The organism is uncultured Corynebacterium sp., assembly GCF_937999985.1.
Classification (GTDB): domain Bacteria; phylum Actinomycetota; class Actinomycetes; order Mycobacteriales; family Mycobacteriaceae; genus Corynebacterium.
The window spans coordinates 1-4,868 of the sequence record NZ_CALLDG010000030.1 but is presented as its reverse complement, the minus strand read 5'-3'; the positions used below and the strand labels follow the sequence as shown (position 1 = coordinate 4,868).

The window sequence follows — 4,868 nt, the reverse complement described above, 5'->3', positions numbered from 1 at the left end:
CCATATGCCGGGTTGGACAGCAGGATGATGAAGGCCGTGATGGTACACTCCGTCATCGGTTATGGTATAAGTATAACCATGCGAGTTTTAGGAAGAATCAGGCTCTCCCGCTACACAGAAGAAAGTACCAGCGTAGAGCGACAAAGGGAACTAATCCAGCACTGGGCGGACAAGCACGACCACACCATTGTAGGGTGGGCAGAGGATGTTGACGTATCAGGATCCCTCTCCCCTTTCGACGCCCCGCAACTAGCGCCCTGGTTCAAACCACCGAAGAGCAACGAGTGGGACATCCTGTGCGCCTGGAAGCTCGACCGGATCGCCCGCAACAGCATCGGCCTCCACGCCGTGTTCGCGTGGCTACAGGAGAACAACAAAACCCTCGTCTGCATCGAAGACAGCATCGACCTGTCCAACTGGGTAGGCCGGCTAGTAGCCAGCGTCATCGCGGGAGTAGCCGAAGGCGAACTAGCAGCCATGACAGAGAGAAACACAGCCGCTAGGAAAACCCTCCGCCAAGAAGGACGCTGGGCCGGAGGCCGGCCCGGCTACGGTTACCGGCCAGTGAAAACCAACCAAGGATGGCGGCTGGAGCACGACCCCGAAGAACAACCAATCCTCCGCGAGATGATCGACCGCATCCTCGCGGGAGAATCCGCAGGATCCATAGCCGACTCGCTCAACGAGCGGGGGATACCCACCGCCCGGGAACGCCGGTACGGGGTGAAAACCCAGGGCTGGACAGGCGACGGGATACGCCAAACGCTACGCTCGAAGCACACGCTAGGCTGGATCACGCACGAAGCTAAACCAGTGCTAGACGCGGCGGGCAAACCAGTGCCCGCAGGGCCACCAACCATCACTCTTGATACGTGGAAACGCTTGCAGGAAGCGCTCTCCTCACGCTCGTTCAAGAAGCAGTCCAAAGACCGCACCAGCCCCCTGCTCGGCATTCTCGAATGCTGGCAGTGCGGGGGCCCGATGTACATCCGGCGCACAAGAACAGCCGCAGGCACCATCCACACCGGCTACCACTGCAAAAAAGGGTGCAAGCAGAAAACAGTCAACGGCCAGCAAGCGAAAGAACTCGTGTACTCGTCGTTCCGAGACGAGCTGGGCGACAGCATGGTCATGGAAAAGAAAGTCACCCACGCCGAAGACACAACAGCCGAGCTGGAAGAGGCCAAACAAGCCTACTCGGACATAGCCGACTTCGTAGGCACAGCCCCCACGGCAGAAGCCCGCAAACAGCTGCTGGAACAACTCACCCTCGTGGGCGAGAGGATCAAAGCCCTCGAACAAGCCCCCACCACGGACACCGTGGAGTGGGAGCAGACCGGGCAGACGTACCAGGACCTGTGGGACAGCCTCGACGAGGAGGGTAAACGCCAGCTCATGCTGAAAACAGGGATACGAGCCCGCATCAACCCCATCACTGGCGGAACCAGGCACGGGTACGGCACCGTCGAATACGAGTTCATCGTACCCGACGACCTGAAACAACGACTAGCCTAGTTATCCAGGTCCGTCACCGTGGACCCGGAATCCGGCTTATCCTCACGGACCTTCCAGTTAGCGGTCCTATCCGCCACCTCCGTGAACGTCAACCTAGTTCCGTGTGGGAGATGCGTCTGATCCTCAGGGGTGATTAGCCGGGGGATCACGTCCTCCCCCGCCTTAATCAGGATACGCTCACCATCAATACCCCGGGCATACAGATCCTGGTCACACACGGCAACGTTCTTCAGTCTGATGTATTCGGGACGGTTGAACCGGGAAAGATTCTCAGAGTCAGCCCTATAGACAAACCTGCGGCGAGGAAGAGACAAGTCCGTATACTTAGTCACCTCCATACTGGAGGAAACTCCGTCCCGCACTTCCCAAGTAGCCGTACGGTTCAGCGAATTCACGTACACAGTGATCGAATAGAAACGCGCGTTCAAGTGCAGCGCGCCGCCCTTGAACTTGAAAACACGCTTATCCTTCGTCACGTCAAACACATACTCATCCAACTGGCCCTTATCGAAGTTAGCGTGGAATACCACCTGGCCAGTCCACGAACCCTTGCACGCGATGTATACGATAACCCCGTCCGCGTAAACGTGCTCGTAGGTGGAGGTGAACTGCTTATTAATAAGGTTAGCAGACTCACCTCCCTTGTATGGGTTCTTCCACTTAGTATAACCACCATCAGGGTGGGTCTTCGAATACCCGGGCAGGGAGTAGAACACCTTCGGGGAGCGAATATCCAGCAGCTCAATCATATCCTGGTGACCCCACAACTGCTCCTGGGTCGCCTTGTTAATGATCACCTGAGCATCATCAAACTTCTCGCCCAGGTTCTGGCGCTGGATAATCTCGTCCTGAACCGCCTTCAGAGCATTATCAGAGTCCTGGAGGGACTTGTTGATCTTCGGCTGAATGTCAGCGTCGAACTCCGACTTGAAATCAAGAAGCTTCCTAGTATCCCCCAGGGCATCATCAGCCTTCTTCGACAGGCTATCCACACGAGCAGCAGCAGCCTCAGCATCCTTCAGAATACCCTCCTGCTCCACCACCAGACCATCAACCTTGTCAGCGAGCTTCGCGTGACGCTCACCAGACTCCGAGATAGCGGTGTTGATCGGATCAATCCGCTCCTTGACAGCGCCAGCGATCGGCTCGAACGTAGCACCCCCCTTACCAGAAATCGCCTTAGCGATGCCGCCAACCATCTCGCCAACAAAGCTGTTGAAACCCTGGATCAGCCTGCCGATACCCGAGGACTTGTTCTTGCCGGACAGAAGCTCACGGACCCTGGCCTCAGTAAGATCCTGACCGAACCGGGAACCTACCCCGTAAACATCGTTGTACCTGTCGTTCGTGGGCTTGGGAGCTCCACCGATCGGACTAGTCAATCAGGCCCTCCTCACGCAACCCGGCGATAACCTCAGCCTTCTCCGCCGGAGTCATAAGACCCACAGCAGCTGTAACCGGAGGCTCAACCTCATCCTCGACAGGGATCCACTGGCCACTCGCGTTCATCGCATGATCCTGGCCGCGCACCGGAGGCTGGAAATGCACCGTCTGACGGTTCGGCAAATCATCCTCATCCACCAAACCCTCAAGCTCAGACACATGAACAAACCCGCACTCGGACAAGTGGCGAGACCAAGCACGAGCAACCTGCTCAGGCACCACCAAGGGGAAACCGTTAAACTCCAGCCCCCTCAAAGCCCAAACAAACCGCTGCTCAGGATCACCAAAATCAGTACCAGACTGCTCAGGAAAAGCCACTACCAAACCCCCAATTCCTTCAGGCCAGCGGTAGCCCTCTCGAACCTCTCCGCCAGATAACTCAAACCAGAATTAAAACTCGTCTTACCAACATCAACCGACCAACCATGCTCATCAGGGTCAGAGCTGAACTCCAGCTCCTCCACCTGCTCAACAAACAGCATGTCCTTACGCATACCCAGAGCATGGACCGCAACCCGATCACCGATAAAGAAATCCGAACCCACGAAATACGGAGCACCGGACTGCATCTTCACAGTCACAGCGTGCTTCTCCCGAGTCTCGTGCTTCGCCTTCCGCAAGGCGGTCAAGGCCGACAGCGTATAAGCCTTATCAGCACCATCAACCCAGTGCTCGAACGGGAAATCCCAACCCTGCTCACGGATCCGGTCGTGGTACTTGTGCGCCATGAACGCGGCAAACACATCCGAGTACAACGGCTCCAGAATCGCCTCAGCCACCGAACCCAGCTGCGACTGGTTAAACAACGAACCAACCACACCACCAAGCCCGATGATCGTCGCCTTCAACGCCTCATTAACGCCGGGCATACTAGAACCGCCGGTCACAAACTGCGAAGGCCCCGGAGGGGTGTACTCGTACTCCGAAGCGTCAACGCCCGTGCGATCGCCGTGCTCCAGCACAACCCACGGAGCCTCAGGCAGCGAGCCCCTCAGCCCCGGACGGAAATACTCGTCCGGCTGCTCAACCCGAGGGACGTAATCCACACCCTCCGTCAAACCATCGCTACCCATGCGGCGGACAGCGCGGGACAAGCCAGTGATCAGACTACCGCCGAACGAGGTCTGCTTACCCCAGCCGGACTTGTCCTCGACATCGAACACCAAACACCCGTGGCGAAGCTTCTTACCCTCGATAGGTTGAGGATCCCCGTCCAAGTACCGGCGGCAGGTGATAGCCAGCTCAGCATCAGCGCACACGTCCTTCACACAATCGTGGAAGTACTTGAACCTGGAGGACACAACCGAAGCCAGGCTACTGTCCTTACCAAACTTCACCGGCTTAACAGCCATGCTCCAGTCGCTCATGTCCAGATCAAACCACTGACCAGCGTTCAGCGGATCATCCGGCAGCATCCACAGACTATTATTCTTCCGCAGCAGGTTCACAAACAGAGTCGCGGTGACAGCCCACCGGGACGGTCCGAACAGCATCCACGCCTTCGGAAACTGAACCTCCGCCGGCAAAAACGGGTTAGACCAAACCAGCAGCTCCTTCAGCTTTGCATAATCATGCAGAGCAGAAACCTCCACCTGCTGATCACCCGCAGCCTCAGTAACCGTCTTCACGTTAATCACACGACCAGACCAGCGAACACCGTCACGGTCGAACGTGACGTACATACTCTTCGTCGGCCAACCATCCGGCGACATCAACAGCTGCGCAGCAGGGTTATCCAAAGGCAAAGCAACACTAGCCTCGCCCGCATCATTCAGCAGGAACTTGAACGAGTGAGAAAACTCACCAGTCACATACCCCTGCAACCGCCAGTTACCATCCCACAAGCGGATAACAGTCTCATCCTGCAACGACCTGACCCTAGCCGCCTCGCGATTGTTAATCTCCGCAAG

4 protein-coding genes are annotated in these 4,868 nt (G+C 57.0%); 1 reads left to right on the top strand and 3 read right to left on the bottom strand.

Annotated elements, in window-relative coordinates; translation table 11 throughout:
• A partial coding sequence (locus Q0331_RS01355; protein WP_298074205.1) for a recombinase family protein occupies window positions 1–1,515 on the top strand: 1,515 nt, incomplete at its 5' end.
• Here Q0331_RS01355 and Q0331_RS01350 read toward each other — a convergent pair.
• The 3 genes from Q0331_RS01350 to Q0331_RS01340 all read right to left on the bottom strand — a co-directional run.
• Window positions 1,512–2,897, bottom strand: coding sequence for a hypothetical protein (locus tag Q0331_RS01350; RefSeq protein WP_298074203.1), 1,386 nt, complete (start codon window positions 2,895–2,897; stop codon window positions 1,512–1,514). The genes Q0331_RS01355 and Q0331_RS01350 overlap by 4 nt on opposite strands.
• Window positions 2,890–3,276: a DUF2744 domain-containing protein gene (locus tag Q0331_RS01345; RefSeq protein ID WP_298074201.1), complete on the bottom strand. Its 387-nt coding sequence runs from the start codon at window positions 3,274–3,276 to the stop codon at window positions 2,890–2,892. Before Q0331_RS01345 ends, Q0331_RS01350 begins: the two co-directional genes overlap by 8 nt.
• Window positions 3,276–4,868 (bottom strand): phage tail protein (locus tag Q0331_RS01340; protein WP_298074199.1); only part of this gene is annotated, 1,593 nt, incomplete at its 5' end. The genes Q0331_RS01340 and Q0331_RS01345, both read right to left, overlap by 1 nt.